This is a genomic window from Mesorhizobium sp. M1027 (assembly GCF_040318745.1).
Lineage (GTDB): Bacteria > Pseudomonadota > Alphaproteobacteria > Rhizobiales > Rhizobiaceae > Mesorhizobium.
Genome location: NZ_JAMYMW010000001.1, coordinates 214,047 through 239,864 on the forward strand (window position 1 = coordinate 214,047; position 25,818 = coordinate 239,864).

At 65.6% G+C, this 25,818-nt stretch carries 24 protein-coding genes and 1 riboswitch; of the genes, 9 read left to right on the forward strand and 15 right to left on the reverse strand.

Annotation, left to right across the window (positions count from 1 at the left end; genetic code table 11):
- Positions 1-121: 121 nt before the first annotated feature.
- Genes cobT through cbiE form a run of 7 tightly spaced genes read right to left on the reverse strand, consistent with a single transcriptional unit; the run spans position 122 to position 6,407 of the window.
- Positions 122-1,132 (reverse strand): nicotinate-nucleotide--dimethylbenzimidazole phosphoribosyltransferase, encoded by a 1,011-nt coding sequence (gene cobT, locus NKH50_RS00990; RefSeq protein ID WP_352821521.1) that lies wholly within the window; start codon positions 1,130-1,132, stop codon positions 122-124.
- Between the two features lie 24 nt (positions 1,133-1,156).
- The gene (locus NKH50_RS00995) at positions 1,157-1,918 is read right to left on the reverse strand and encodes an adenosylcobinamide-GDP ribazoletransferase (protein WP_352876079.1); all 762 of its coding nucleotides are present in this window, start codon (positions 1,916-1,918) and stop codon (positions 1,157-1,159) included.
- On the reverse strand, positions 1,915-3,228 hold the full coding sequence (locus tag NKH50_RS01000) for a cobyrinic acid a,c-diamide synthase CobB (RefSeq protein WP_352647041.1): 1,314 nt from the start codon (positions 3,226-3,228) through the stop codon (positions 1,915-1,917). The genes NKH50_RS00995 and NKH50_RS01000 overlap by 4 nt, the downstream gene beginning before the upstream one ends.
- Positions 3,225-4,031 (reverse strand): uroporphyrinogen-III C-methyltransferase, encoded by an 807-nt coding sequence (gene cobA / locus NKH50_RS01005; protein ID WP_352691651.1) that lies wholly within the window; start codon positions 4,029-4,031, stop codon positions 3,225-3,227. Before cobA ends, NKH50_RS01000 begins: the two co-directional genes overlap by 4 nt.
- Positions 4,028-4,792, reverse strand: coding sequence for a precorrin-4 C(11)-methyltransferase (gene cobM, locus NKH50_RS01010; protein WP_352876082.1), 765 nt, complete (start codon positions 4,790-4,792; stop codon positions 4,028-4,030). Before cobM ends, cobA begins: the two co-directional genes overlap by 4 nt.
- A complete protein-coding gene (locus tag NKH50_RS01015; protein ID WP_352876084.1) occupies positions 4,789-5,169 on the reverse strand; it encodes a cobalamin biosynthesis protein in 381 nt (126 codons plus the stop codon). The genes cobM and NKH50_RS01015 overlap by 4 nt, the downstream gene beginning before the upstream one ends.
- Positions 5,166-6,407: a precorrin-6y C5,15-methyltransferase (decarboxylating) subunit CbiE gene (cbiE, locus tag NKH50_RS01020; RefSeq protein WP_352505689.1), complete on the reverse strand. Its 1,242-nt coding sequence runs from the start codon at positions 6,405-6,407 to the stop codon at positions 5,166-5,168. The genes NKH50_RS01015 and cbiE overlap by 4 nt, the downstream gene beginning before the upstream one ends.
- 1 nt (position 6,408) lies before the next feature.
- Between cbiE and NKH50_RS01025 the strand changes: the two genes are divergently transcribed.
- The gene (locus tag NKH50_RS01025) at positions 6,409-7,191 is read left to right on the forward strand and encodes a cobalt-precorrin-6A reductase (RefSeq protein ID WP_352876087.1); all 783 of its coding nucleotides are present in this window, start codon (positions 6,409-6,411) and stop codon (positions 7,189-7,191) included.
- On the opposite strand, the gene NKH50_RS01030 is transcribed toward NKH50_RS01025, so the two are convergent.
- The 8 genes from NKH50_RS01030 to NKH50_RS01065 all read right to left on the reverse strand — a co-directional run bounded on the left by NKH50_RS01030 (position 7,155) and on the right by NKH50_RS01065 (position 17,425).
- Entirely contained in the window at positions 7,155-7,919 is a 765-nt protein-coding gene (locus NKH50_RS01030) for a precorrin-3B C(17)-methyltransferase (protein ID WP_352691656.1), read from the reverse strand. The two genes, NKH50_RS01025 and NKH50_RS01030, sit on opposite strands and share 37 nt — an antisense overlap.
- The gene (locus NKH50_RS01035; protein WP_352505692.1) at positions 7,916-8,674 is read right to left on the reverse strand and encodes a precorrin-2 C(20)-methyltransferase; all 759 of its coding nucleotides are present in this window, start codon (positions 8,672-8,674) and stop codon (positions 7,916-7,918) included. The genes NKH50_RS01030 and NKH50_RS01035 overlap by 4 nt, the downstream gene beginning before the upstream one ends.
- Complete coding sequence (locus NKH50_RS01040; RefSeq protein ID WP_352876088.1) at positions 8,671-9,303, reverse strand: precorrin-8X methylmutase; 633 nt, start codon at positions 9,301-9,303, stop codon at positions 8,671-8,673. The genes NKH50_RS01035 and NKH50_RS01040 overlap by 4 nt, the downstream gene beginning before the upstream one ends.
- 2 nt (positions 9,304-9,305) lie before the next feature.
- Positions 9,306-10,796 carry a precorrin-3B synthase gene (gene cobG, locus NKH50_RS01045; protein ID WP_352876091.1) on the reverse strand — a complete coding sequence of 497 codons (1,491 nt, stop codon included), beginning with the start codon at positions 10,794-10,796 and terminating at the stop codon, positions 9,306-9,308.
- Entirely contained in the window at positions 10,793-14,464 is a 3,672-nt protein-coding gene (locus NKH50_RS01050; protein ID WP_352876093.1) for a cobaltochelatase subunit CobN, read from the reverse strand. Before NKH50_RS01050 ends, cobG begins: the two co-directional genes overlap by 4 nt.
- 18 nt (positions 14,465-14,482) lie before the next feature.
- Complete coding sequence (cobW, locus tag NKH50_RS01055; protein ID WP_352876095.1) at positions 14,483-15,523, reverse strand: cobalamin biosynthesis protein CobW; 1,041 nt, start codon at positions 15,521-15,523, stop codon at positions 14,483-14,485.
- Positions 15,520-15,954 (reverse strand): DUF1636 family protein, encoded by a 435-nt coding sequence (locus NKH50_RS01060; protein ID WP_352876098.1) that lies wholly within the window; start codon positions 15,952-15,954, stop codon positions 15,520-15,522. Before NKH50_RS01060 ends, cobW begins: the two co-directional genes overlap by 4 nt.
- Before the next feature lie 38 nt (positions 15,955-15,992).
- Positions 15,993-16,196, reverse strand: a riboswitch (cobalamin riboswitch).
- Positions 16,197-16,225: 29 nt separating this feature from the next.
- The gene (locus NKH50_RS01065) at positions 16,226-17,425 is read right to left on the reverse strand and encodes a winged helix-turn-helix domain-containing protein (protein ID WP_352821506.1); all 1,200 of its coding nucleotides are present in this window, start codon (positions 17,423-17,425) and stop codon (positions 16,226-16,228) included.
- A 335-nt stretch (positions 17,426-17,760) separates the two neighbouring features.
- Here NKH50_RS01065 and NKH50_RS01070 point away from each other — a divergent pair, with 335 nt between their 5' ends.
- From NKH50_RS01070 to nuoG, 8 genes are all read left to right on the forward strand, one after another.
- A complete protein-coding gene (locus NKH50_RS01070) occupies positions 17,761-18,126 on the forward strand; it encodes an NADH-quinone oxidoreductase subunit A (protein ID WP_023720750.1) in 366 nt (121 codons plus the stop codon).
- A complete protein-coding gene (locus NKH50_RS01075) occupies positions 18,117-18,698 on the forward strand; it encodes a NuoB/complex I 20 kDa subunit family protein (RefSeq protein ID WP_023720749.1) in 582 nt (193 codons plus the stop codon). Before NKH50_RS01070 ends, NKH50_RS01075 begins: the two co-directional genes overlap by 10 nt.
- A 5-nt stretch (positions 18,699-18,703) precedes the next feature.
- Complete coding sequence (locus NKH50_RS01080) at positions 18,704-19,309, forward strand: NADH-quinone oxidoreductase subunit C (protein ID WP_352876100.1); 606 nt, start codon at positions 18,704-18,706, stop codon at positions 19,307-19,309.
- A gap of 9 nt (positions 19,310-19,318) precedes the next feature.
- Positions 19,319-20,509, forward strand: a complete 1,191-nt coding sequence (locus NKH50_RS01085) for an NADH-quinone oxidoreductase subunit D (protein WP_352738727.1) — start codon at positions 19,319-19,321, stop codon at positions 20,507-20,509.
- Positions 20,510-21,571 (forward strand): NADH-quinone oxidoreductase subunit NuoE, encoded by a 1,062-nt coding sequence (nuoE, locus tag NKH50_RS01090; RefSeq protein ID WP_352876102.1) that lies wholly within the window; start codon positions 20,510-20,512, stop codon positions 21,569-21,571. It abuts the gene before it with no gap.
- A gap of 11 nt (positions 21,572-21,582) precedes the next feature.
- Positions 21,583-22,887, forward strand: coding sequence for an NADH-quinone oxidoreductase subunit NuoF (nuoF, locus tag NKH50_RS01095; RefSeq protein ID WP_254818105.1), 1,305 nt, complete (start codon positions 21,583-21,585; stop codon positions 22,885-22,887).
- A 79-nt stretch (positions 22,888-22,966) separates the two neighbouring features.
- Positions 22,967-23,662 carry a helix-hairpin-helix domain-containing protein gene (locus NKH50_RS01100; RefSeq protein ID WP_352876106.1) on the forward strand — a complete coding sequence of 232 codons (696 nt, stop codon included), beginning with the start codon at positions 22,967-22,969 and terminating at the stop codon, positions 23,660-23,662.
- Between the two features lie 74 nt (positions 23,663-23,736).
- Positions 23,737-25,818, forward strand: a complete 2,082-nt coding sequence (gene nuoG, locus NKH50_RS01105; RefSeq protein WP_352876108.1) for an NADH-quinone oxidoreductase subunit NuoG — start codon at positions 23,737-23,739, stop codon at positions 25,816-25,818.

Genomic DNA, 25,818 nt, shown 5'->3' on the forward strand with positions numbered 1-25,818 from the left:
CTTGACCTTCATGGCAATCTAGCGGGTCACTGTGATCTGCGAACCAGGATCCATGCTGCGGTCCCAGAATGCCAGCCGCAACCTCTTGCGGATCAAGCTCATAGGCCGATGTTGAACTGGATCACTTCTCCGAAACACCAGCCTCCGCAAAACTTGCCATCCTGGCATGGCATTCGAGTGCCGAGCGGACGATGTTGACTGCGAGGCAGGCGCCGGAGCCTTCGCCGAGCCTCATGCCGAGGTCGAGCAAGGGCGGCAGGCCGAGCGCCTCCAATAGACGACGGTGGCCGGATTCGGCCGAGACATGGGCTGCCAGCGTGTGGGCGAGGCCAGCAGGGTGCAGCGCTGCCAAGGGTGCCGCTGCGGCGGTGCAGACGAAGCCGTCGAGCAATACCGGCACGCCGAGATGACGCGCAGCCAGCGTCGCACCAAGGATCGCCGCGAGCTCGCGGCCGCCGAGGGCTGCCGCTACCTTCAGCGGATCGGCCAGCGCCGGGGCGTGGCGCTTCAGGCCGGCCTCGATGGCGACGATCTTGCGCACGAGGCCGGCATCGTCGACGCCGGTGCCGCGCCCAGTCCATCGTTCGGCGCCGCCGCCGAACAGCGCGGTTGAGATGGCCGCCGCCGGCGTGGTGTTGCCGATGCCCATTTCGCCGAAGCAGACGAGGTCGAGGTCCTTGCTGACCGCGTCGTAGCCGGCCGAGACAGCGGCGAGGAAGGCCTCGTCGTCCATCGACACCTCTTGCGTGATATCGCCGGTCGGATGATCCAGATCAAGCGGGATGACGTCTAGCTCCGCGCCGGCGATGCGGGCAAGCTGGTTGATGGCGGCGCCGCCGCCGGCGAAATTCGCCACCATCTGCACGGTGACCTCCGACGGGAAGGCCGACACGCCTTGCGCGGTGACGCCGTGATTGCCGGCGAAGACGAAGACCTTGACACGGTCGAGCTTTGGCATGTCGCGGCCCTGCCAGCGCGCCAGCCAGGCGACTATTGTCTCCAGCCGGCCAAGGCTGCCTTGCGGCTTGGTCAGCGTGTCCTGGCGGCGGGCGACGGTATTGGCCGCGGCGTCGCTGCCAATGGGCAGGCCGAGGCAGGCGGCGCGCAGTTCATCGAGCGATTTGAAAGGCATGGGGGCAAAATCTCCGAAACAGAGTCAGGAAAGGGAAATGGAAGCGACGAGCAGGATTGCGATCTCGCCCAGCTGCTGAAGGGCGCCGACGGTGTCGCCGGTCTGGCCGCCGATCTGATTGAGGCAAAGCGCGCGGAAGGCGGCGAATAACAGACCGAGCAGGATGATCGCGAAAACGGCAGCGCCGAACCCAAGCGTCAGCAGTGCGACCGCACCGAGTACGGCACCGATGCCAGCTGTTTTAGCCGAGACGGTGCCCGCTTCGGCCGAAAGGCCGTCGCTGCGGGCCGGCTGCAGCAGGTGCATGAAGGCGCCGAGCAGGCCGCGCGAGGCGGCATGCGCGGCAATCAAAGCCAAGAACACGTGGGCTGGGCCGGCGAATCCAGAGAGCACGCTCCAGCGGATCAGCAGCGAGATGCCGAGCGCGCAGGCGCCGTAGGCACCGATGCGGCTGTCACGCATGATCTCCAGTTTCCTGTCGCGGGTCTTGCCGCCGCCAAAACCATCAGCAACATCCGACAGCGCGTCCTCATGCAGGCAGCCGGTGACAAGCAAGATCGCGGCAAGGGCGAACGCTGCAGCAGGACCTCCGGCCAGGCCCAGCCTCGTGCCGACGGCGTAGGCCAGCGCACCGGCCATAGCGACGGCGAGACCGGCGACCGGTGCAGCCCAGATCGCAGCGGCAAGGCTGCGGCCACGGAAGTCGGCTCGCGGCAGCGGCAGCCGGGTAAAGAAGACGAGGCAAAGCGCGATATCATCGAGAATTTGCTGTTGCGAGGCCTTCATCCGCCCCTCGCAATGGCATGGAAGAACGTGCCGCTGACATTGCCGCGCCGGTAGCCGGAGGCGCCGAGCGGGTTGCCTTGCCCGTCGGCGAGATCGGCCAGCGGCTCGTCATTGCCGGTCGCAACCATCTGCGCGTAGTGGAACTCATGGCCGCGGATCAGCGTGCCTTGGCTGCCGAGCGGACAGCCGGACCGCAGCCGCGCCTCGCGGTAGCCGAGATTCATCTTGCGCTTGGCGAAGCTGGTCGAATGGCCGAGCAGGCCAAGCATCCGATGCGTCTCGCCCGATGCGTCCTCGAGCGCCTCGCCGAGCACCATGAAGCCGCCGCACTCGCCATGCACCGGCCGCGTGGCGGCGAACCTCGCCATGCCCGCCCTGAAATTCGCAGCGGCGGCGAGGCGGCCGGCGTGGAGCTCGGGATAGCCGCCGGGCAGCCAGCAGACATCGCAATTGTCGCCGGGCGCTTCATCGGCGAGCGGCGAGAATGGGACGATCTCGGCGCCGGCCTTGCGCCAATGCGCGGCAACGTGCGGATAGAGGAAGGTAAAGGCGGCGTCCTCGGCGAGTGCAATGCGCTGGCCGGGGGGCGGCAGCGCGTCGCCGAAATTGCCCGGCGCGGGCGTGAATGGCGCCGCCAGAGCCATGATGGCGTCGAGGTCGAGCGAGTGCTCGACCATATCGGCCAGCCGGTCGAGATGCGCCATCAGATTCTCATATTCGCCGGCCTGAACGAGGCCGAGATGACGTTCGGGCAGGTTGAGCGAGGGATCGCGCAGGATAGCGCCGACGACAGGCAAGCCGAGCGCTTCGATGGCATCGCCGCACAGTCGGCGGTGGCGTTCACTGCCCAATCGGTTGAGCACGACACCGGCCATGCGCACATCGGGGTCATAAGTAGCAAAGCCCTTGGCAACGGCCGCCGCCGTGGTCGACTGGCCGGAAACGTCGAGCACCAGCAGCACCGGCAGGCCATAAAGTCGGGCAAGGTCGGCGGCCGAGCCGGTGCGGCCCGGAGCAGCCGGAATTCCATCGAACAGGCCCATGGCGCTTTCGAGGAAGATAAAATCGGCATCTTCGGTCGCTTCGCCGGCCAGTGCGTTAAGCAGGGCGGGCGGCATTGCCCAGCTGTCGAGGTTGATGCCGGACAAGCCTGTGGCGGCGGTGTGGAAGCCGGGATCGATATAGTCCGGGCCGGACTTGGCGCCGCGCACCTTCAGGCCGCGCCGGGCGAGCGCGCGCAGAATGCCGATGGTGACGCTGGTCTTGCCCGAGCCCGAGCGCGGCGCGCCGATGATGATGGCGCGGGTCATGGCTCGCCCGCCAGTGCCGCACGCATAGCGACAATACCGCCGACGACGATCAGCGCCGGCGAGGTCAGACCGGCGGCTGCTGCCTCTTCCGCAATGGTGGCGAGCGTGGCGACGACGATCCGTTCCTGCGGTGTCGTCGCAGCGACAATCACCGCGGTGGGCGTCGAAGGCGCCAGCCCGCCCTCGAGCAGCGAGGCGGCGATCAGCGGCAGATTGGCCATGCCCATATAGATGACCACCGGCTGGCCGGTACGGGCGATGGCCGCCCAGTCGAGGTCGTCATCGGTGCCGGCGGCGTGACCGGTCGCCAGGATCAGCGCTTTGTTGATGCCGCGCATGGTGCCGGGAATGCCGGTGGCGGCCAGCGCGCTGAGGCCGGACGTCAGGCCAGGCAGGATGCGGAACGGGATGGTTTTCCCGGCCAGCGCCAGCGCCTCTTCGCCGCCACGCCCGAAAATATAGGGGTCGCCCCCCTTCAGCCTGACGACGCGCCGGCCCGCGCGCGCCAGCCGAACCAGCAGAGCGGTAATGTCGTCCTGCTTCATCGATGGCTTGCCACCGCGCTTGCCGGCATAGAACAGTTCCGCGCCCTCCGCGACGGCGACTACCGCGGGCGAGACCAGCGCGTCATAAACCAGCGCGTCGCACTGTCCGAGGGCGGCCAGCACTTCCAGCGTCAGGCAGCCGGGATCGCCAGGGCCGGCACCGGCCAGCCAGACATGACCGGGCTCCAGCTGGCGCGGCTTGAAGTTCAGCCGGGTGAGCGCCTGCTCGACCGTAGTGTTTCTATTGCTGCCGCTCACAATCCGTCCCGTCCGCGAAAGCGCCGCTGGTAGTGCGCGTCATACAGTGAACTTTCGCCAAAGCCTTCCGCCGCCAGCGAGCGGCCGACGAAGATGATTGCCGTGCGCTCCATCGGATCGGCGGCCAATTGCGCCTCGATGGTGGCCAGCGTGCCGGTCAGCACGCGCTCGTCCGGCCAGGAGGCACGGAAGACGACCGCGACCGGGCAGTCGGCGCCGTAATGCGGCGTCAGCTCGGCGACGACGCGGTCGATGGCGTGGATGGCAAGGTGGATGGCCAGCGTGGCGCCGGTGCGGCCGAAGCCGGCCAGCGTTTCGCCGGGCGGCATTTTCGAGGCGCGGCCGGAGATTCGGGTCAACACCAGGCTTTGCGCGACTTCCGGAATGGTCAGCTCGCGGCGCAGCGCTGCCGCCGCAGCGGCGAAGGACGGCACACCGGGCGTCAGCGTATAAGGGATACCATGCTTCTCCAGCCGGCGGATCTGCTCGGCAACTGCGCTCCAGACCGACAGATCACCGGAATGCAGGCGGGCGACATCATGGCTGGCCGCGTGGGCGGCCAAATATTCGGCCTCGATCTCGTCGAGTGACATCGGCGCGGTGTCGATCAACCTCGTTCCGGGCGCGCAGTGCTGCAACAGCTCCGGCGCGACGATCGATCCGGCATAGAGGCAGACGGGACAACTGCCGAGCAGGCGGCTGCCGCGCAAGGTGATGAGATCGGCAGCACCCGGGCCGGCACCGATGAAGTGAACGGTCATGCCGCATCTCCGCTGATGGCGATGGCGCAGGTGACAGCACCGAGCACCGTGCGCGGCCCGAGCAGCTTTGCGCCTTTGCCGGCGGCGGCAAGCGCCGAGGCTTCGGAAACAGACGGCGTGCCGGCATGCTCCTGTGATAGGTCGGAACGGCTGGTCGTAGATGCAGCTTTGAGTTCGTCCTGCTCGACAACGATCACCGGGAGGCGGAGTTCACGTCCGGCGGCGAAGATTGCCGCTTCATCCTGCTTGAGAGACGCGGTCGCGAGGGCTGAAAGCGCGGGCAGGGCAAGCCCGTGCGCCTCCAGCGCGGTTTCTACCGCAGCAAGCACGTCGCGTGCGCTGACACCTGTGCGGCTGCCGATGCCCGCGACCATCATGGCTTGGCCCAACTCCATTGCGTGACCGGCATAGCCGGCCGCCAGGCCTGCATCGAACCAACCGGCGAAGCACGGGATATAGCGATCCGGGTAAGCTCGCCTCCGAGCGCAGCGTGACGGGAAAGCAGCAGTACCTCCATCTCCAGGGTCACTGCGTTGGCGACTAGGCGGCCGCCGGCAGGTAAGGCATCGATGGCTGTTTCCAGCACGCCGGCATCGCTGCCGCCGCCGCCGATGAAGATCGCTGCCGGCGTTTCCAGCCCGGCAAGAGCTTGCGGTGCCGAATCTTCAACGACGGCGAGACCGGGAACGCCGCAGGCCGCGGCGTTGCGTCGGATGCGGGCGGCGCGGGACGGATCGGCCTCAACGGCGATGGCACGCATGGAAGGATGGGCCAGCATCCATTCGATGCCGATGGAGCCCGATCCGGCGCCGATGTCCCACAGCAGTTCGCCGCGCCTTGGCGCGAGAGCGGACAGGGTGACGGCGCGCACTTCACGCTTGGTGATCTGGCCGTCATGCTCGAACAAAAGATCGGCACGTCCCGCTGTCAGCGGCAGGATGGGTGCTTGCGGAGTCGATTCAACTTCGATCGCGAGCACGTTGAGCGGATTGATCTTTGCGAGGTCGAAGGTGCCGGCGCTCGCCGAGCGCAGCCTTTCGTTCGGCCCACCCAGCGCCTCCAGCACCGTCAGCCGCGACGCGCCGAAGCCGAGCTCGGTCAGGAGACGGGCAATCGCTTCCGGTGCATCGCGGTCCGAAGTCAGCGCGAGAATGCGGGTGCAATCATGCAGCAACGGCCGGATCAGGTCGAGCGAGCGGCCATGCAGCGAGACGGTCTCGACGTCCTGCAGCGCCCAGCCCAGGCGTGAGGCGGCCAGCGAAAAGGCCGAGGGCGCGGGGATCACCCGCATATCCTCTGCCGCGACCTTGCGGGCGAGGATGACGCCGACACCGTGGTAGAAGGGATCGCCGGAGGCCAGCACGCAGACGCGTCTGCCGGAGAGCGCCAGCACGTCGCGCATCTCGGCATCGAAAGGCGTCGGCCAGGCGCGCGCTTCACCTTTGACCAGTGATGCGACAAGGGCGAGGTGGCGCTTGCCGCCGAAGACGAACTCGGCCTCAGCGATCAACCGCTTGGCCTCGTCGCCGAGACCCGCTACACCGTCCTCGCCGATGCCGACGATCGTGAGCCACTTTGAGGTGAGCTTGGCGCCGCGCGGAGCTTCAGCAGGCATGATGACCCACCGCATTCTGATCCTCGGCGGAACCACCGAAGCACGGCAACTGGCCGGCAAGCTTGCCGCGCGCGCGGATATTTCGGTCATGCTGTCGCTGGCCGGTCGCACCGAAAACCCGGCCGCGCAGGGGGTGCCGGTGCGGGTCGGCGGCTTCGGCGGTGCCGGCGGGCTGGCGTTTTATCTCCACCAGAACAAGATCGACCTGCTGATTGACGCCACGCATCCCTATGCGGCGCAAATCTCCGCCAATGCGGCGGAAGCAGCGCGCATGACCGGCGTGGCTATCGTTGCGCTCAGGCGTCCCGGATGGGAGGCGGTCGAAGGTGATCGCTGGACGTTGGTCGACACCGTTGCCAGCGCGGTGACGGCTTTGGGATCGGTGCCGCGCCGTGTGTTCCTGGCGCTCGGGCGACAGGAGGTCGCCGCCTTCGAGGCAGCTCCCCGGCATCATTATCTCATCCGCAGTGTCGACCCGGTCGAGCCCAGGCTCGCTGTGCCCGACGCGGCCTATCTCTTGGCGCGCGGGCCGTTTCATGAGGTCGATGAGCGCGCGCTGCTTCAAGAGCACCGCATCGATGTCGTCGTTTCCAAAAACAGCGGCGGCGAGGCGACCTACGGCAAGATCGCGGCGGCGCGGGCCCTCGGCGTCGAGGTGGTCATGATCCGCAGGCCGGCGTTGCCGGACGTTACGTCGGCCGAAACCATCGAATCGCTTGCCGCTATGGTCGATCATTTTCTGGTCGTTCATGTTCTTGGGCCCGCTGCCGAACGCGGCGTGTAGACCAGCGCGGCCTTGTCACGCCGCTTGATGATCCTGGTTTCCGGCGAGCCGATGATGATGCAGGTCGCCATGTCGGCCTTCGCGGCATCGGCGTCGGCCAGCAGAAAAACCTCGATGCGCTCGTCGGGACGGCCGGCGGCACGGCCGAAGATCACCGGCGTGGTGCCGGGCAGGATCGCTGTCAGGCACTCGAAGGCGCGGCCAAGCTGCCAAGGGCGTGCCTTGCTGATCGGATTGTAGAGCGCGATCACGAAGCCGGCGCCCGCCGCGGCAAGCAGGCGCAGCTCGATCAAATCCCACGGCTTCAGATTGTCGGACAACGAGATGGCGCAGAAATCATGGCCGAGCGGCGCGCCGATGCGGGCGGCGACGGCGAGCATGGCGGTGATGCCGGGCACGATAGCGATGTCGACCGTGCGCCATTCGGGTGGGCCCGCCTCGATCGCCTCGCAGACGGCCGCCGCCATGGCGAAGACGCCGGGATCGCCGCCCGACACGACGGCGACATCGTGGCCTTCCGCAGCCTTCAGCAGCGCGTCCCTGGCGCGCGCGAGTTCCTCGCGATTGTCGGAAGCGACGCGGGTCTGCTCGGGGCGCAGATCTAGCCGGTCGAGATAAGGCTTGTAGCCATAGAAGAATTTTGCCTCGCCAACGGCGCGGCTGGCTTCCGGCGTCACCTGATCGGCATTGCCGGGCCCGAGGCCGATGACGGTGAGGCGGCCGCTCATGCTTCGGCTCTCAATGCGCTAGGCCGGCCCGACCAGCCGGCCACCAGCACGATGGCGAAATAGGGCGCCTGGTCGTCCTTTTTGTCGGCCAGCCGCATCGAGACGCCGCCCGGCATGGTGCCGCGCTCGACATAGATGGCCCGCGCCAGCTTGTCGGTTGCCTCCAGCGCGCGCCTGATCTTGGGCAGGTTGCGGCCGACCTTCATGATCACCGCAGCGTCGGTATCGGCGAGGCGACGCGTCAGCTCGAATTCGCTCATCGTGCCCGGCAGCACCGTCAGCACGTCGTCGCCCTGGACGATCGGCAGGCCGGTCGCCGACCAGCAGCCGGACATGGCGGTGACGCCTGGGATGACTTCGGTCGGAAAACGGTGCGCCAGCCGGACATGAAGATGCATGTAGGAGCCGTAGAAAAGCGGATCGCCTTCCGAAAGCACCGCGACCATCCTGCCGGCGCTGAGGTGCGCGGCGACCTTTTCGGCCGATTGCTCATAGAAATCGGTGATCTGCGAGCGGTAATCGCTGTGATCCTTGTCGATCTCGGTCGTCACCGGATAGAGCAGCGGCAGTTCAATCAAATCGGGGCGAAAATGGGCGCCGACGATGGCGCGCGCATTGCTGTTGTTGCCGCGCTTGGCGAAATGCGCAACGACATCGGCCTCGGCCAGCGCACGCACCGCCTTCAGCGTCAGCAGGTCGGGGTCGCCGGGACCGGTGCCGACGCCGACCAGTCGACCTTTTGCGATCACGTTCATAGGCCCGGCCTCGCCAATGCATTGAGGGCGGCGGCGGTCATGGCGCTGCCGCCCAGCCGGCCGCGCACGACGGCGTAAGGCACGCCATAGCAATTTTCGGCCAGCGCATCCTTCGATTCGGCGGCACCGACAAACCCGACCGGCATGCCGATAATCGCCGCCGGCTTCGGCGCGCCGTCGCGCAGCTTTTCCAGCAGATAAAACAGGGCGGTCGGCGCATTGCCGATGGCGACGACCGAACCGGCCATGCGCTCGCCCCACAGGTCGATCGCCGCGGCCGAGCGGGTGTTGCCGATCTTTTTCGCGATGTCGGCGGTCCGCGGATCGCGCAGCGTGCAGATTACCTCGTTGCCGGCAGTCAGCCGGGCGCGCGTGACGCCGTGCGAGACCATCTGCGCGTCGCAGAAGATCGGCGCGCCGGCGCCCAACGCTGTGCGCGCGGCGGCGACGAAATCGGTCGAGAAAACGAAGTGCCGCGCGGCCTCGATCTGGCCGCATGCATGGATCATGCGGATAGCGACGTCGGCCTCGGCTTCGGAAAAGCGCGACAGGTCGGCCTCGGCGCGGATGATGGCGAAGGAGCGCTCATAGATCGCCGTGCCATCATGGATGTAGTCGTAGGCGGTCATGTTCATTCCTGTCGGTAAGCTTTGACGACGCCCGCCGTGCCGAGCCTCGCCAGGCAGGCGGCAACGGTTTCGCCGGGATGTCGTGCGCTGCGGATCGCCGCTGCAACGCGGCCGATGCCGTGCGCGGCGTCGTAGCCCGGCCTGTATCCGGCGGGCAATGCCTTTGCCGTCCCGTCCACGACAAGTCCGGCTCCGTTTTCGCCACCGACCAGGGTCAGCTCCGCCGGACCGGGATGGGCGCAGCCCTTGGCGCAGCCGGAGATGTGCAGCGTCAGCGAGGAATCGAGGATGTCGCCGTTTTCTGTAGCGATGATCTCGGCGATGTCGCGGGTGGCGATGCGGCCGGAGGCACAGGCGGGTGCGCCAGGGCAGGCGGCGATTTTCGTGCGCGGATCGGCTGCGTCGGTGACAAAGCCGAGGGTTGCGGCGGTGTTTTGAAGGGGCTGGTTGGCGGCTGCCGGCTGACCGAGGAGAAGCAGGCCCCGCCTCGGGGCCAGGCGGATTTCGACTGTGCCAAGAGTGAGGGCACTCTGCGCGAGGCCGATGAGTTTATCTGCGGGCATGCTGCCGTAGGGCAGGCCGATGCCGAGAGCGTGGCCGTTACTCAGGTTGAAGATACCAATGGGCGGGCGATGGCGCTCTACGGCGCCCCCCTCTGTCCTGCCGGACATCTCCCCCTCTAGGGGGGAGATTGCGCCTTGGTCTCCGCCTTCGCTAATCGCCGAAGTCGCGCCAAATACCAAGGCAGCAGAAGGACGGCCGTCGGCGGAACTGCCGATCTCCCCTCTAGAGGGGGAGATGTCCGGCAGGACAGAGGGGGGCGCGAAGGAATGCCAGCTTGCGAGAGATCTGCGCTGCCGTTCCGTCAAATCCCTTGCGTGAGCGTCGCGGCCTTTTTCGGCGACCATCCTGAGAATCGCGACGGCGATATCACGGGCTGCTTCCTCCTCGGCCATGGCGAGAGGCTTGGCATTCTGCCCGTCGCCAGCAACGGCTATCAGCCAGCGGACGCCCGCGTCGGTTCTGATCGCAGCCAGTCGTATGTCGGCCGTCACCGCATCCATCGTCAGTTGCCCGCCGCCGTCGATGACGACTGAAACCTTCGGACCGAGCCTTGCCGTCAGACCAGCCTCTTCAATCGCCACCCGAATCCGCTCCGCCATCGGGCGCGGGTCGGCTATCTCCTCCGGGTCGAGCCCGGCCAGTGGGCCGGTCTCAACCGGCACGCCGGTGCGCACGGCGATGCCGAGCGCATCGACCTCCATCGCCAGTAGCCGGGCGCTTTCGTGCGTCAGGCCGCGTATCTGCAGGCCGCCGCGGGCGGTCACTTCCATGATGCCGTTGCCATGGCGCAAGGCGGATTCGCAGAGTCCGATCAACGACTTCGGCAACAGTCCTCCAGCGACCGGATTGAGCCGCACCAGCAGCCCGTCGCCGGTTTGCATCGGCGCGGACAAGGCAGGGCAGGCGCCACGGCGCGAGAAAGCGTTCATGCCGCCACTCCCAGAGCTTGCGCTTCGGCAATCAGTGCGGCGAGATCGTTATCGATCGAGTTGCGCAGCGGATGCCAGAGCCCGCGCCGCCGTGCTGACAGCAAACGCTCGGCAATCACCTTCGCCGCCGCCGGGTTCTCGCGCAGGATGAAGGCGCGCACCACGGGGTCGCCGAGATAGGCGTCGTGCACGGCCTCGATCAGCGTGCCTGATATGGCATGGGTAGTCTCGGCAAAGCCGACCAGCCGGTCGACCGTCTCGGCGAATTCCGAGGCGCCGCGCGGCCCGTGCCGCATCTGGCCGGCGATGAAGCGCGGGTTGACCGCGCGGGCGCGAACTACCCGGGATACGGCCTCACCAACCGAGCGCGGCTTGGGCTTTTGCGGGTCCGTGGTGTCGAGCACGATCACGTCGGCGTTCTTGCCGAGCGCGGCAAGCGCTGCCGAAAAGCCGCCGATAAAGGCGACGTCGGCCGAGCCTTCGAGGATGTCGCGGCCGGGGTCGTCGCCGGTATGAACCAGAAGGTCGGCCTCAGCGATGCGACCCTCAAACGCGCCAGGCGCCGAAATGCCTTCGCCCTCGGCGCCGCCATAGGCATGCGAAGTGGCGTCGAGATAGGCGCGGCCGATCTCTTCGCGCGCCGACCAGTCGCCGCTCGACAACATGTCCTCGACGCCGGCGCCGTAAGTGCCGGGCGAAGTGCCGAAAATGCGCGGGCTGATCTTGCCGTCGATGCGGGTCCTGGCCGCCAGCGGGTTTTCCGAATCGTGCTCGTCGCGGGTCGCCACGGCGTTGGCCGCGGCGTCGATCAGCGCGATCTGGGTCGGGAACATATCGCGGAACAGGCCCGATATGCGCCAGGTGACGTCGACGCGCGGGCGGCCGAGCGTTGCCGGCGGCAGCACCTCGATGCCGGTGATGCGGCCGGTGGCTGAATCCCATTGCGGCCGGCAGCCCATCAGCGCCAGGCCTTGCGCGATCTCCTCGCCGCCGGTGCGCAGCGAGGCCGACCCCCAGAGGTCGATGACCAGCGAGCGCGGCCAGTCGCCATGCGATTGCATGTAGTTGCGGACGACTTCTTCCGCTGCCGCCTTACCCAGATCATAGGCGGTCGGCGTCGGCATGGTGCGCGGGTCGGCGGTAAACAAATTGCGGCCGGTCGGCAGCACATCGCTCCGGCCACGCGCCGGCGCGCCAGCCGGACCGGCAGCGACGTGGCGGCCGTCGAGGGCGGCAAGCAGCGCGGTTTTTTCAGCTGCCGCACTTTGCCGCCGTACCGGATCAGCTTCGCCTTCCGGCGAGCGGCCGTAAATGTGCAGGCCGTCCTTGATGGCGAAATCCTTGAGATCGCAGAGCCAGGCGTCGATGCGGCGCAAAGCCTCGTCGGCTGCGTCGGTCCTGGCGACACCAGCCTCTGAGGCGAGGCCGGTCTTTTCCGCCGTTTCGACTATCAGCTTCGCCAGGCGGTCGCGGCGGCGGCGGTCGAGCCCGTCGGCCTGGGCATATTCGTCGACCAGTCGTTCGAGCCTGTGCTGGTTTTCGTCCAGCCCGGCGCCGGTCAGCGGCGGCGGCAGATGGCCAAGCGTGACGGCGGCAACGCGCCGCTTGGCCTGCGCTGCCTCGCCGGGGTTGGAGACGATGAACGGATAAATGACGGGCAGGGCGCCGGTGACGATTTCGGGAAAGCAGTTTTCGCTGAGCGCAACGGTCTTGCCGGGCAGCCATTCCAGCGTGCCGTGGGCGCCGACATGGACAATTGCATGGATGCCGAGCGACTGGTGCAGCCAGAGGCCAAAGGCGACCAGCGCATGGCGCGGCGGCAATGTCGGGTCGTGATAGTCGGCGCGGCGGTCGACCGAGCGCCCGCGATCGGGGGCGAGCGCCACGGTGATGTTGCCGAACGTGGCCGTGCGGAAGGCGAATTGTTTTTCGCTGACCAGCAGCGAAGGTTGGCGTTCTGTCGCGCCCCCCTCTGTCCTGCCGGACATCTCCCCCTCAAGGGGGGAGATTGCGCTGTTGTCTCTACTTTCGCCAATTACCGAGGGCCTTAAGGGAGAGCCGGTGGCGGAACTGCTAATCTCCCCCCTTGAGGGGGAGATGTCCGGCAGGACAGAGGGGGGTGCCTCGCACAAACCTGTCTCATCTTCTGGATTTCCCCATGCGGCTTCCACCGCAGCGATGGCCGACGGCGGCAATTCCGTCGAGAAGGTCAAATACTCCTTCAATGCCAGCCCATGGCCGCCCCGTTCCAGCAAATCCAACAACTCCCTTGGCGTTTGCGGAATCCTTTCAACGGCGTAGCCCTGTTCGCTCAGGTCGTGCAGCATTGCCAGCACGCTGGACGGCACGTCGAGGCCGACGGCGTAGCCGGTGCGACCGGGGGCGCTCGGATAGTCGGGGATCAGGATGGCGAGCTTGCGTTCCGCGCGCGGCGTCCGCCGCAGGCGCACGAATGCCTCGATACGGTTCGCCACTTGCGCGACGCGGTCGGGCTCTGGCCGGTTGGCGAAGGCGCGGAAGGCCAATGCGGGATCGGTTTCGCTTTCGCCCTTGAAGGAAATGGCGCCGGCCAGGATGCGGCCGTCGAGCTCGGGCAGGACGACATGCATGGCAAGGTCGGCGGGCGCCAGGCCGCGCTGATTGGTTTGCCAGATGTCGCGGCGGGTGGTTGCGACGATGACCTGGAACACCGGCACGCCGGCGCGGTCGAACAGGGTTTCAACGCCCGGCTCGGCCCCGGAGGCGAAAGCTGTGGCGGTGATGATGGCGGCAGGCTTCAGCGTTGCAAGCGCGGTTTCAACAAAGGCGAGTGAGGCCGGGTCCTTGAGGCTGGAGACGAAGATAGGCACGGGAGCCATGCCGCGCGCGCTCAGCGCTTCGAAAAGCGCGTCGATGGGCGCGACGTCGGCGGCGAGCAGCATCGAGCGGTAGAAGAGGATCGGCACGACTTCTCCCTCCCCCTCGAGGGGAGGGTGGCCCGAAGGGCCGGGGGTCGTTGCGGCAGTGCTCGACATTTTTTTCTGTCGGCGCGCTTCAAAGTGTTGGCGCGCTTCGGAGAGGACCCCACCGCCGGCCTTCGGCCGGACCCTCCCCTCGAGGGGGAGGGGGACGACCCCCAGCCCCGGCTCGTAAAATCCCGCCTTTGGCACACTAACAGGTTCGGCTATCGCCGCACCCGATCCAGCGAGACTTGCCAGCCTCTGCACCAGCGCCGTCATATTTGCCGGCCCGCCCTCGCGGAAATAGCCCAGCAGGGCGTCCAACTCCTCGCGCGACAGCGTCGAGCCTTCGATCAGTCGCAAATCCTCGTCGTGGCTCTCGCCCGGTAGGAGCGCCAGCTTGATACCGCGATTTCGCGCGATAACGGCGAGCTGGTCGCAGCCATAGCGCCACCACTCGTAGCCGCCGAGAATGCGGACCAGAATGACCTTGGCGTGGCGGGCGACGCTCTCGGTCCAGAGGTCGACGGACATCGGATGGCGCAGGTCGCGCAAGGCAGCGAGCCGCATCGAGGGCAGGCGGTCCGCATCCGCCTTCCACGCCGCCGCCAGCCCGGCCAGGTCGCTGTCGGTGAAGGACAGAGCCACGACATCCGCAGGCGTTTGCCTGAGATCGACAGGCTCGGCGAGATCGTCGAGCGAGGCGGATGTGGTGGTGAGGATGTGCATCGCGGCTCGTACCTGGGGTCAGCCGGCGAGGATACGCTCTATCGCCGGGCGGTTCAGCCCTTTCAGACCGATGACGACAAGGCGCGAGCGGCGATCGTCTTCAGCCGTCCAGGCGCGGTCGTAATAATGGTTGACGCGCGGGCCGACGGCCTGCAGCAGGAGCCGCATCGGCTTGCCGCCAACCTCGACGAAGCCCTTGACGCGCAACACGTTTTCCTCCGCCGCCGCCGTGGCGACGCGTTGTGCGAGCTCGTCCGGGTTGGACACGGACGCGATGTCGATGACGAATGAGTCAAAATCGTCATGCTCGTGGTCGAGCTCGTCGTCGTGATGGGTCTTGCGGTTCTCGATGTCGTTCTCGACGGCGAGGCCGAGGCCGAGCAGCACCGACGGATCGAGCTTTCCTTGCGAAGTCGGCACGATCTTCACCGCCCGCGCAACATGCTTGCCGATGACGGCATTGGCACGGGCCGAGCCGGCTGCGTCCATCAGGTCGCGCTTCGACAGGATGATCAGGTCGGCGCAAGCGAGCTGGTCCTCGAATACTTCCTCGACCGGATCGTCGTGTTCGAGCGTCTCGTCTTGCGCGCGCTGCGCCTGCAGGGCGTCCATGTCGTTGGCGACGCGGCCATCCGCCAGCGCCGGTCCGTCGACGACGGCGATGACGCCATCGACGGTCACCCGGCTCTTGACCGACGGCCACTGGAAGGCCTGGACCAGCGGCTTGGGCAGGGCCAGCCCGGATGTCTCGATCAGGATATGGTCGACCCTCGGCATCAGCGACAGGATCTGGTCGAGTGCCGGGACGAAATCGTCGGCGACAGTGCAGCAGATGCAGCCATTGGCCAGCTCGACAATGTTTTCCTCGGGGCAGGTGTCGATGCCGCAGCCCTTCAGGATCTCGCCGTCGATGCCGATGTCGCCGAACTCGTTGACGATGATGGCCAGCCGCTTGCCTTTGGCGTTTTCGAGCAAATGGCGGATCAATGTCGTCTTGCCGGCGCCGAGAAATCCGGTAACGACGGTGCAGGGGACGCGCGAAAGGGGGGCAGCGGTCATATCAAGTCCTTCAAAAGGTCGAGGGGAGGGATGCGGGCAACCAGACCGCGCTTCAGGCAATCGGGACGGCCGCGCCACGGAATGAGCCCATCCGTCGAGGTGGCGAACAGCTTTGCGCCGGTCACGAGATCGGCGCCGCTGGTCGCGGTCAGGTCGCCGAAGACGTAACTCCAGCAGCCGTCGCGCAGCATGGCGGCGCTGAGCCGGCGCTTGCAATTGCCGAGGCATTCGACGGTGCGGATTTTGATGTTTTCGCCGGAAGCGGCGCGGCGCGTGTCCTCGGCGAGCAGTTCGCCGGCGCGGGGATGAGCGTCCGAACAGGTCTCGTCACGGCAGGAAGAGCAGACGATGACGGTAACGCCGGCCGGGGAATCGTCAGGGCCGGACAATAAATCCGCTGTCTCAGCCGAAAAACTGCTGTCGCGTTCCAAATCAGGCTCCTTGCCCGGAAAACCCGCCAGGCGATCGGATTCTTATGTCCTAGACGGCAGGTCTCCTGGCTCGCGGGTCATCGCCTTGGTGCCGCCTTCCCGGGAATATCCCAGTGGTTTTCGGCCTTGGCTCGTCGCTTACAGTTGCGGGGACAGCCGCGGATTTGAAATCGAGATTTCGCACCGCATTCCCTCTTGGCCCCTGCCGTTGCGGGCAGGGGACCGTCTGGAACGGATTTAGGCTTGTGGAGGCAGTCGTGTCAACGCACGTCTATGACGCGGCGATATCTGCGAGCGGCCGGCCAAGGTCGCCGGCAGCCGTCACCTCGATGCGCTCAAGCCCGAGCCAGCCCTGCATCTGCTTCAATTCCTCGAAGAGTTCGGCAGCGGTTTGTGGCGGGGCGCCGGGCTCCGCATAGGCGGCATGGACGCGCAATACGCCGGCCGGACGGTCGGCCCTGAGGTCGACGCGCCCGACGATGCTGTCGCCGAGCAGGAACGGCAGCACATAATAGCCATACCGGCGCTTTTCGGCCGGCGTGTAGATCTCGATGCGGTAGTGGAAGTCGAACAATCGCTCGGTGCGCGACCGCTCGAAGACTACGGGATCGAACGGCGCAAGCAAGGCGCGCGCCTCGATCCTGCGCGGCAAACGGACGTTCTTGTGGAGATAGGCTGTTTTGCTCCAGCCGTCGACGCTCACCGGCAACAGCTCGCCAGCCTCGACCAGCTCCTCGATGCGGCCCTTAATATCGGCGGGCGAGAGGCGGAAATAGTCGCGCAGGTCGCCTGCCGTGGCGACGCCATGGGCGCGGGCGGAGATGCGCAGCAATTCGCGGTGGGCGTCCTCGGGGCAGGGAACCGGTAGAGCGAGTATCGCGGGCGGCAGTACGCGCTCCGGCAGATCGTAGAACCGTTCGAAGCCGCGGCGATGCGCGGTGGTGATGCGGCCGGCCCAGAACAGCCATTCGAAGGCGTGCTTGGCATGGCTCCAGCCCCACCAGCCGCCCGAACCCTTCTGGCCTTCGAAAGCCGACGCCGCGATCGGGCCTCGTTCGGCGACCTCGCGATAGATGTCTTCGATATAGGCGGCGTGCTCGCGGCCCCATTTGGCCAGTCCGCTGTACATTTCCTCGCCGCGCTCGGCCCGCTGCATGCGCCAGCGCATCAGCGGATAGGTCTCGACCGGCAGGAAGGAGGCTTCGTGCGCCCAATATTCAAAGACCATGCGCTTGCGCGTTATGGCGGCGTCGTCGAGCAGCGCCAGCTTGTAGGGGCCAAGCCGCGAATAGAGCGGCATGTAGTGGGCGCGCACCACGGCGCTGACGGAATCGATCTGCAGCAGGCCGGTACGGGCAAGCACGCGGGCCAGATGCCGGCGGTCGGGCGTACCGGCGGGGCGGGGGTCATTGAATCCCTGTGCCGCCAGCGCGATGCGGCGGGCCATGCGAAGTGAGATTTTTTCCTTCATCAAGGCGGTATCCTGATGATGCCGGACAGAGCAGAGAATCTGTGATTCCGCGCCATGCTAGCAGGGTTTTGGCGTCATCCATGTCAGGAGAGAAAAGTGGAGTGAAAAGTGAAAGAAATCAAACAGGAGCGGATCTGACCAGTTTTCCCGGATATGCCGCCCAGTACCGCGATTTGAACAAGGTTTGACTTGCTTCGCCGAAAGCGCTGCGCTAACCCTCGCCGCGTTGCAGCATAGAGCCCCCTTAAAACGGTTCAGTGGTTAAACTGTCACGCTTCCGCAAGTGGGTCCGGTGCTGTAATCAGAGTGGATTGGCCGCCAACGGAAACTGCAGCATGAACGCACTTTTAGGTTCGTACCTGCCCATCGTCCTGTTCATCGGCGTGGCGCTGGTGGTCGGGCTGGCGCTGCTTGCCGCACCCTTCCTGGTGGCCTACCGCAACCCCGATCCGGAAAAGCTTTCGGCCTATGAATGCGGCTTCAACTCGTTCGACGATGCGCGCATGAAGTTCGACATCCGCTTCTACCTGGTGTCGATCCTGTTCATCATCTTCGATCTGGAGGTAGCCTTCCTGTTTCCTTGGGCGGTGTCGTTCAGCCAGATCGGCATGCTCGGTTTTTGGTCGATGATGGTGTTTTTGGCGGTGCTGACCATCGGCTTTGCCTATGAATGGAAAAAAGGAGCGCTGGAATGGGATTGAACGACAGTTCCGGCACGCTCGTCGCGCCGAAGCCCAAGGGCCTCATCGACCCCAACACCGGCAGGCCGGTGGGGGAGGATGATCCGTTCTTCCTGGAGATCAACAACGAGCTCGCCGACAAGGGCTTTCTCGTCACCTCGACCGAGGCGCTGATCACCTGGGCGCGCAGCGGCTCGCTGATGTTCATGACCTTCGGTCTCGCCTGCTGCGCGGTCGAGATGATCCATACCTCGATGCCGCGCTATGACTCCGAGAGGTTCGGTGTCGCGCCGCGCGCGTCTCCGCGTCAGTCCGACATCATGATCGTTGCCGGCACGCTGACCAACAAGATGGCGCCGGCGCTGCGCAAGGTCTACGATCAGATGCCGGAGCCGCGCTACGTCATCTCGATGGGCTCCTGCGCCAATGGCGGCGGCTATTATCATTATTCCTATTCGGTGGTGCGCGGCTGCGACCGCATCGTGCCGGTCGACATCTACGTGCCCGGCTGCCCGCCGAGCGCCGAAGCGCTGCTCTACGGCATCCTTCTCCTGCAGAAGAAGATCCGCCGCACCGGCACGATCGAACGGTGAGCGGCATGACCCAGGCGTTGAATGACCTCTCGACCTATCTCGGCGAGAAGCTGACCGGCCGGATCGGCGAGGTGGTGTTTGCCTATGGCGAACTCACCATCTCGGTCGAACCGCGCGACCTGATCGAGGTGGTGACCTTCCTGCGCGACGACCCGAAATGCCAGTTCATCTCGATCATCGATGTCTGCGGCGCCGATTATCCGTCGCGGGCAAAGCGCTTCGACGTCGTCTATCATTTGCTGTCGCCGATGCAGAATATCCGCATCCGCATCAAGGTCCAGGCCGACGAAGAGACGCTGGTGCCGTCAATCACGGGCATATATCCCGGCGCCGACTGGTTCGAACGCGAAACCTACGATCTCTATGGCGTGCTGTTTTCGGGTCATCCCGATCTGCGGCGGATTCTGACCGACTACGGCTTCGAAGGCCATCCGCTGCGCAAGGACTTTCCGCTGACCGGCTTCGTCGAGGTGCGCTACGACGACGAAGCCAAGCGCGTCATCTACGAGCCGGTGGAGCTCAAGCAGGAATTCCGCAATTTCGATTTTCTCAGCCCTTGGGAGGGGACGGATTACGTTCTTCCAGGCGACGAAAAAGCCAAGACGAATTGAGACGCCTCCATGGCTGAAACCTCCGTCCGCAACTTCAATATCAATTTCGGCCCGCAGCATCCGGCTGCGCACGGCGTTTTGCGCCTCGTGCTGGAGCTCGACGGCGAGGTCGTCGACCGGGTCGATCCGCATATCGGACTGTTGCATCGCGGCACGGAAAAGCTGATCGAGCACAAGACTTATCTGCAGGCGGTGCCTTATCTCGACCGGCTCGACTATTGCGCGCCGATGAACCAGGAGCATGCCTTTGCGCTCGCAGCCGAGCGGCTGCTCGGCATCGAGGTGCCGAAGCGCGGGCAGCTTATTCGAGTTCTCTACTCTGAGATCGGCCGCATCATGTCGCACATCCTCAATGTGACGACGCAGGCGATGGATGTCGGCGCGCTGACGCCGCCGCTGTGGGGCTTCGTCGAGCGCGAAAAGCTGATGGTGTTCTATGAGCGTGCCAGTGGCTCGCGCATGCATGCGGCCTATTTCCGGCCGGGCGGTGTGCATCAGGACCTGCCGAAGAAGCTGATCGAGGACATCGGCAAGTGGATCGACCCGTTCCTGAAGTCGATCGACGACCTTGACGCGCTTTTGACCGGCAATCGCATCTTCAAGCAGCGAAATGTCGACATTGCCACCGTCTCCCTGGCGGACGCCTGGGCCTGGGGTTTTTCAGGCGTCATGGTGCGCGGCTCGGGTGCGCCGTGGGACCTGCGCAAATCGCAACCCTACGAATGCTATGCCGAGCTGGATTTCGACATTCCGGTCGGCAAGAACGGCGACTGTTTCGACCGTTATCTGGTGCGCATGGAAGAGATGCGGCAGTCGGCGAAAATCATGCGCCAGTGCGTCGACCTGTTGCTCGGCAAGGAGGGCGGCGGGCCGGTGTCGAACCTCGACGGCAAGGTGGTGCCGCCGAAGCGCGCGGCGATGAAGCGCTCGATGGAAGCGCTGATCCATCACTTCAAGCTCTACACCGAAGGCTACCGCGTTCCGGCCGGCGAGGTCTATGCCGCGGTCGAGGCTCCGAAGGGCGAGTTCGGCGTCTATCTCGTCTCCGACGGCACCAACAAGCCCTACCGCTGCAAGCTGCGCGCGCCGGGCTTTGCGCATCTGCAAGCCATGGACTTTTTGTGCCGCGGCCACATGTTGGCCGACGTCACCGCCGTTCTCGGCTCCCTCGACATCGTGTTTGGTGAGGTCGATCGCTAAATGTCAGTCCGCCGTCTCGCAGAAGCCAGCCTCCAGCCAGCCTCCTTCGCCTTCAACCGGGCGAATGCGGCAGCGGCGAAGCAGTGGATCAAGAAATATCCGAAGGGGCGCGAGCAATCCGCGATCATTCCCTTGCTGATGCTGGCGCAGGAGCAGGAAGGCTGGGTGACCAAGGCGGCGATCGAGGCGATCTCCGACATGCTCGGCATGCCCTATATTCGCGGGCTGGAAGTCGCTACCTTCTACACGCAATACCAGCTCAATCCGGTCGGCACCCGGGCGCATATCCAGGTCTGCGGCACCACGCCCTGCATGCTGCGCGGCTCGGAAGCGCTGATGGATGTGTGTCGTTCGAAGATCCATCACGACCAGTTCCATACCAACGACAAAGGCACGCTGTCGTGGGAGGAGGTCGAGTGCCTCGGCGCCTGCGTCAACGCGCCGATGGTGATGATATTCAAGGACACCTATGAGGATTTGACGCCGGAGCGGCTTGCCGAGATCATCGACCTTTATGACGCAGGCAAGGGCGCCGCGGTGAAACCGGGACCGCAAAACGGCCGCATCACCTCCGAGCCGGCCAGTGGCCTGACGACCCTTAAGAGTGAAAAGGCGATCCTCAAGGCGACCCGCGACCGGGAAACCAGGGCTGCGACCAAGGCCGCCAAGGAAGCGGCGCCGGCAGCTGACGCCGCAGCGCCGGTTCCGCCTGCTGCCGCGCCTGCACCGGCACCAGTTGCGCCCTCGAATGCCAGCAAGCCGAAGACCGATGCGGTCGAGACCAGCCCCGCGCTGAAATCGCCGTCGGCGACAAAAGTCGCGCCCGCGGCGGAGAAGGCGGCGAGCGTTGCAGCGCCTCTGCATTCGGCCGCCAATGCCAACAAGGCCGAGCCGCAGGTCGAGGACGTCTCGAAACAGCGCAAAGGCTCCAAGAACAAGGCCGAGCCGGCGTCTGCTTTCAAAGCGCCGGAGGCCAAGGTTAAACCGGCGAAGGCTGCCGCCGAAGCGGCCAAGCCGTCGCCCGGAAACGGGAGCCGGCCGACCGGCAAGAAGCCGGTCTGAAGGAACGAGCAATGCTTCAGGACAGAGACCGCATCTTCAACAACATCTACGGCCGCTTCGACAAGTCGCTGGCCGGCGCCATGGCGCGCGGCGCCTGGGACAACACGCCCGGCATCATCGCCAAGGGGCGCGAGTGGATCGTCAACGAGATGAAGGCATCGGGCCTGCGCGGCCGCGGCGGCGCCGGCTTCCCGACCGGGCTGAAATGGTCGTTCATGCCCAAGCAAAGCGACGGTCGGCCGAGCTATCTCGTCGTCAATGCCGACGAGTCCGAACCCGGCACCTGCAAGGACCGCGATATATTGCGCCACGATCCGCATACGCTGGTCGAGGGCTGCCTGATCGCCGGCTTCGCCATGGGCGCGGTCGCCGCCTACATCTATGTGCGCGGTGAGTTCATCCGCGAGCGCGAGGCGCTGCAACGCGCCATCGATGAGGCCTATGCGGCCAAGCTGATCGGCAAGAACAATACCTCCGGCTACGATTTCGACATCTACATGCACCATGGCGCCGGCGCCTATATCTGTGGCGAGGAAACGGCGCTGCTCGAAAGCCTCGAAGGCAAGAAAGGCCAGCCGCGGCTGAAGCCACCGTTTCCGGCCAATGTCGGCCTCTATGGCTGCCCGACGACGGTCAACAATGTCGAGTCCATCGCCGTGGCGCCAACCATTCTGCGCCGCGGTGCGGCCTGGTTCTCGTCCTTCGGCCGGCCCAACAATGCCGGCACCAAGCTGTTCTGCATCTCCGGCCACGTCAACAATCCGTGCACCGTTGAAGAGGCGATGTCGATCCCGTTCCGCGAACTGATCGAGACGCATTGCGGCGGTATCCGCGGCGGCTGGGACAATCTGCTGGCGGTCATTCCGGGCGGCGCCTCGGTGCCGTTGGTGCCGGCCGAGCAGATCATCGACGCGCCGATGGATTTCGATGCGCTGCGTGACCTGAAATCGGGCCTAGGCACCGCGGCTGTCATCGTCATGGACAAATCGACCGATGTCGTGAAGGCGATCGCGCGGCTTTCCTACTTTTACAAGCATGAGAGCTGCGGCCAGTGCACGCCCTGCCGAGAGGGCACGGGCTGGATGTGGCGGGTGATGGAACGGCTGGTGCGCGGCGAGGCGCAGAAGCGCGAGATCGACATGCTGCTCGACGTGACCAAGCAGGTCGAGGGCCACACGATCTGCGCTCTGGGCGATGCGGCGGCATGGCCGATCCAGGGCCTGATGCGGCATTTCCGCGGCGAGGTGGAGCGGCGCATCGACGAGTTTTCGCGCAACGCACACCGCGCCGAACCGGTGCTGGCGGCGGCGGAATAGAAGAATTCAAAAAATGCGGGCGAATGCCCGAAACGAGGAAACGAGCGCGGGGCAGACGGAAACGACCAGGAGACCACCTATGTCGCTGTTTTCGATACCCGACGATTTGACGCCCGATGGGGACCCGTTCTTGAAGATGAACCAGGACCTGACCAGGACAATGCCGAAGGAGATGGCCAGCGCCGTCAATCTCCTGGCGCATCCTGTCGCCGGCGCGGCGGCGATGACGGCACTCGGCATCGGGCTTGCCAACCACGCCTTTGGCGTCTGGATGGGCGTGCTTTCAGGCGTGGCCGAGACCTCGCAGCGGCTTTGGCAGCCGGTCACCGAGGATTTCGAGGCCCGGACCGAACGCGTTTCCGCGACCGGCAAAAGCTCCTCGACCAAGGCGCGCGCAGCCACCAAAATCCTGATTGCGGAGGCGCAGTCCTTCGCTAATGACGTGACCGACATTGCAACAAGCTCTGCGGCGCGGAGCGTGGCGAATGCCAGCACCGTTGCAGCGGACGCGTCGGCCGGACTGATGCCGGAGGATTTCAAGCAGCCCAAGCCGATGGACCGGCCAGCCGTGCCCGTCGACCTCAAGGCGATATCGGGCATCGGACCGAAACTGGAAAAGGTGCTTAATGGCCTTGGCATCTGGACATACGACCAGATTGCCGCGTGGACGCCACAAGAGATCGCCTGGGTCGAAGATTACCTGTCGTTGAAGGGCCGTATCGGCCGTGACGGCTGGATCGGTCAGGCGGCCGCATTGGCCGAGGCCAAAAATTGAATTCAATACCGTGCGCGGCGTCGGCTGCGCCCGGAAGGAAAGATTGCGGAACGTCCGCAGGGGTTTGAGGCGAAATGGCAAAGCTCAAGGTCGACGGGAAAGAGATCACTGTACCCGACCACTACACGCTGCTGCAGGCGGCCGAGGACGCAGGTGCTGAAGTGCCGCGCTTCTGCTTCCATGAGCGGCTGTCGATCGCCGGCAATTGCCGCATGTGCCTGATCGAGGTGAAGGGCGGCCCGCCCAAGCCGCAGGCGTCCTGCGCCATGGGCGTGCGCGACCTGCGCCCCGGTCCAAATGGCGAGCCGCCGGAAATCTTCACCAACACGCCGATGGTCAAGAAGGCCCGCGAAGGCGTGATGGAATTCCTGCTGATCAACCATCCGCTGGACTGCCCGATCTGCGATCAGGGCGGCGAGTGCGATCTGCAGGACCAGGCGATGGCGTTCGGCGTCGATTCCTCGCGCTACCACGAGAACAAGCGGGCGGTCGAAGACAAGTATATCGGGCCGCTGGTCAAGACGATCATGAACCGCTGCATCCATTGCACGCGCTGCGTCCGCTTTACCACCGAGATTGCCGGCATATCGGAGCTTGGTCTGATCGGCCGCGGCGAGGATGCCGAGATCACCACCTATCTCGAAAGCGCGATGACTTCGGAACTGCAGGGCAATGTCATCGACCTTTGCCCCGTCGGCGCGCTGACCTCCAAACCCTACGCCTTCCAGGCACGCCCTTGGGAACTGACCAAGACAGAGTCGATCGACGTGATGGACGCCGTCGGCTCGGCCATCCGCGTCGATAGCCGGGGCCGCGAAGTGATGCGCATCCTGCCGCGTACCAACGAGGCGGTGAACGAGGAGTGGATTTCCGACAAGACCCGCTTTATCTGGGACGGCCTGCGCACGCAGCGCCTCGACCGGCCCTATGTGCGCAAGGACGGCAGACTGGCCCCCGCAAGCTGGGCGGAGGCTTTTGCCGCGATCAAGGAAGCGGTGTCGAATGCCGCACCCGAAAAGATCGGCGCCATTGCCGGCGATCTCGCAGCCGTCGAGGAGATCTACGCGCTGAAGCTTCTGATGGCTTCGCTCGGCTCGAGGAACACCGACTGCCGCCAGGACGGTGCCGCACTCGATCCGTCGCTCGGCCGGGCGAGCTATGTCTTCAACCCGACCATCGAAGGCATCGAACAGGTCGATGCAGTGCTGATCATCGGCGCCAATCCGCGCTTCGAGGCATCCCTGCTCAACGCCCGCATCCGCAAGCGCTGGCGGGCCGGCAATCTGCCGGTCGGCGTCATCGGCGATATCGGCGATACGCGCTATGATTACGAGCAGCTCGGCGCCGGGCCGGAATCGCTGAAGGATCTGGCCGACGGCAACGGCAAGTTCTTCCAGCTGCTGAAGAAGGCGACGCATCCGCTGATCATCGTCGGACAGGGTGCGCTGGCGCTTCCGGACGGGACGGCCGTGCTCGGCCAGGCGGCGAAGCTCGCCGTCGCCGTCAACGCCGCTAGGGCCGACTGGAACGGCTTTGCCGTGCTGCACACCGCCGCGGCACGCGTCGGCGGCCTCGATGTCGGCTTCGTGCCGGGCGAGGGCGGCAGGAATGTCGCCGGCATGCTGGGCGAGACCGACGTGCTGTTCCTGCTCGGCGCCGACGAGATCGACATGGCAAAGATCGGCGGCGCTTTCGTCGTCTATATCGGCACGCATGGCGACAAGGGCGCGCATCGCGCCAACGTCATCCTGCCGGGTGCCGCCTATACCGAGAAGTCGGGCACCTTCGTCAACACCGAGGGCCGCGTGCAGCAGACCAACCGGGCCGGCTTCGCGCCCGGCGAAGCGCGCGAGGACTGGGCGATTCTTCGGGCCCTGTCGGATGTGCTCGGCAAGAAGCTGCCGTTCGATTCGCTGCAGCAATTGCGCGCAAAGCTCTATGCGCAATACCCGCATCTTGCCCGCATCGACCATGTCGCGGCCGGCGACCCGGCCGACATCGCCAGGGTGGCCAAGCTCGGCGGTCGGCTGAACAAGGGCACCTTCACCTCGCCGGTCAAGGATTTCTACCTGACCAATCCGATCGCGCGGGCTTCCGCGGTGATGGCCGAGTGCTCGGCTTTGGCGAAAAACGGCTTCAGGCAGGCGGCGGAGTAG

Coding starts and splice junctions, on each gene's coding strand:
- NKH50_RS00995 (WP_352876079.1), bottom strand. CDS start 1,918: ATGAAGGCCTCGCAACAGCAAATTCTCGATGATATCGCGCTTTGCCTC.
- NKH50_RS01000 (WP_352647041.1), bottom strand. CDS start 3,228: ATGACCCGCGCCATCATCATCGGCGCGCCGCGCTCGGGCTCGGGCAAG.
- NKH50_RS01015 (WP_352876084.1), bottom strand. CDS start 5,169: ATGATGGTCGCGGGCATCGGCAGCCGCACAGGTGTCAGCGCACGCGAC.
- cobT (WP_352821521.1), bottom strand. CDS start 1,132: ATGCCTTTCAAATCGCTCGATGAACTGCGCGCCGCCTGCCTCGGCCTG.
- cbiE (WP_352505689.1), bottom strand. CDS start 6,407: ATGCCTGCTGAAGCTCCGCGCGGCGCCAAGCTCACCTCAAAGTGGCTC.
- NKH50_RS01100 (WP_352876106.1), top strand. CDS start 22,967: ATGTCGCTGTTTTCGATACCCGACGATTTGACGCCCGATGGGGACCCG.
- NKH50_RS01085 (WP_352738727.1), top strand. CDS start 19,319: ATGGCTGAAACCTCCGTCCGCAACTTCAATATCAATTTCGGCCCGCAG.
- NKH50_RS01075 (WP_023720749.1), top strand. CDS start 18,117: ATGGGATTGAACGACAGTTCCGGCACGCTCGTCGCGCCGAAGCCCAAG.
- cobW (WP_352876095.1), bottom strand. CDS start 15,523: ATGACCGCTGCCCCCCTTTCGCGCGTCCCCTGCACCGTCGTTACCGGA.
- NKH50_RS01050 (WP_352876093.1), bottom strand. CDS start 14,464: ATGCACATCCTCACCACCACATCCGCCTCGCTCGACGATCTCGCCGAG.
- nuoG (WP_352876108.1), top strand. CDS start 23,737: ATGGCAAAGCTCAAGGTCGACGGGAAAGAGATCACTGTACCCGACCAC.
- cobM (WP_352876082.1), bottom strand. CDS start 4,792: ATGACCGTTCACTTCATCGGTGCCGGCCCGGGTGCTGCCGATCTCATC.
- NKH50_RS01025 (WP_352876087.1), top strand. CDS start 6,409: ATGACCCACCGCATTCTGATCCTCGGCGGAACCACCGAAGCACGGCAA.
- nuoF (WP_254818105.1), top strand. CDS start 21,583: ATGCTTCAGGACAGAGACCGCATCTTCAACAACATCTACGGCCGCTTC.
- NKH50_RS01070 (WP_023720750.1), top strand. CDS start 17,761: ATGAACGCACTTTTAGGTTCGTACCTGCCCATCGTCCTGTTCATCGGC.
- NKH50_RS01035 (WP_352505692.1), bottom strand. CDS start 8,674: ATGAACGTGATCGCAAAAGGTCGACTGGTCGGCGTCGGCACCGGTCCC.
- nuoE (WP_352876102.1), top strand. CDS start 20,510: ATGTCAGTCCGCCGTCTCGCAGAAGCCAGCCTCCAGCCAGCCTCCTTC.
- NKH50_RS01065 (WP_352821506.1), bottom strand. CDS start 17,425: ATGAAGGAAAAAATCTCACTTCGCATGGCCCGCCGCATCGCGCTGGCG.
- NKH50_RS01030 (WP_352691656.1), bottom strand. CDS start 7,919: ATGAGCGGCCGCCTCACCGTCATCGGCCTCGGGCCCGGCAATGCCGAT.
- cobG (WP_352876091.1), bottom strand. CDS start 10,796: ATGAACGCTTTCTCGCGCCGTGGCGCCTGCCCTGCCTTGTCCGCGCCG.
- NKH50_RS01040 (WP_352876088.1), bottom strand. CDS start 9,303: ATGACCGCCTACGACTACATCCATGATGGCACGGCGATCTATGAGCGC.
- NKH50_RS01080 (WP_352876100.1), top strand. CDS start 18,704: ATGACCCAGGCGTTGAATGACCTCTCGACCTATCTCGGCGAGAAGCTG.